Origin of the sequence: Sphingobium sp. LMA1-1-1.1 (assembly GCF_040676365.1) — a bacterium.
Lineage (GTDB): Bacteria > Pseudomonadota > Alphaproteobacteria > Sphingomonadales > Sphingomonadaceae > Sphingobium.
This window is the reverse complement of sequence record NZ_JBEGHS010000066.1, coordinates 1-255: the sequence shown is the minus strand read 5'-3', so window position 1 is coordinate 255 and position 255 is coordinate 1. Positions and strand designations below refer to the sequence as shown.

General features: G+C 65.9%; 1 protein-coding gene. It reads left to right on the top strand.

What is annotated here, in order from left to right; translation table 11 throughout:
* A partial coding sequence (locus MRBLMA1_RS20080) for a hypothetical protein (RefSeq protein WP_363739304.1) occupies positions 1-255 on the top strand: 255 nt, incomplete at both ends.

The following is a 255-nucleotide window of genomic DNA, read 5'->3' as shown; positions in this document are numbered from 1 at the left end:
GCGTGCAGGGTTCGGCCCTGCGCAGCATCGCGTCGACCAGCCCGTACAAGTCCTTCCCCGCGGCGCCGGTGTTCAACAGCGACGGCCAGTTGATCGATACGATCAGGCTTCCCGAAACGGACCCGGTGCTGGGCGCCACTCAGCAGCCGCGCGACAACAACTACATCTCCCAGGCGATGGCGCTTGACGACCGCAACCGGATGCAGACCTACAACGCGGCCCTGCACATCGACGGGTCGATCGGTGCGGTCGATG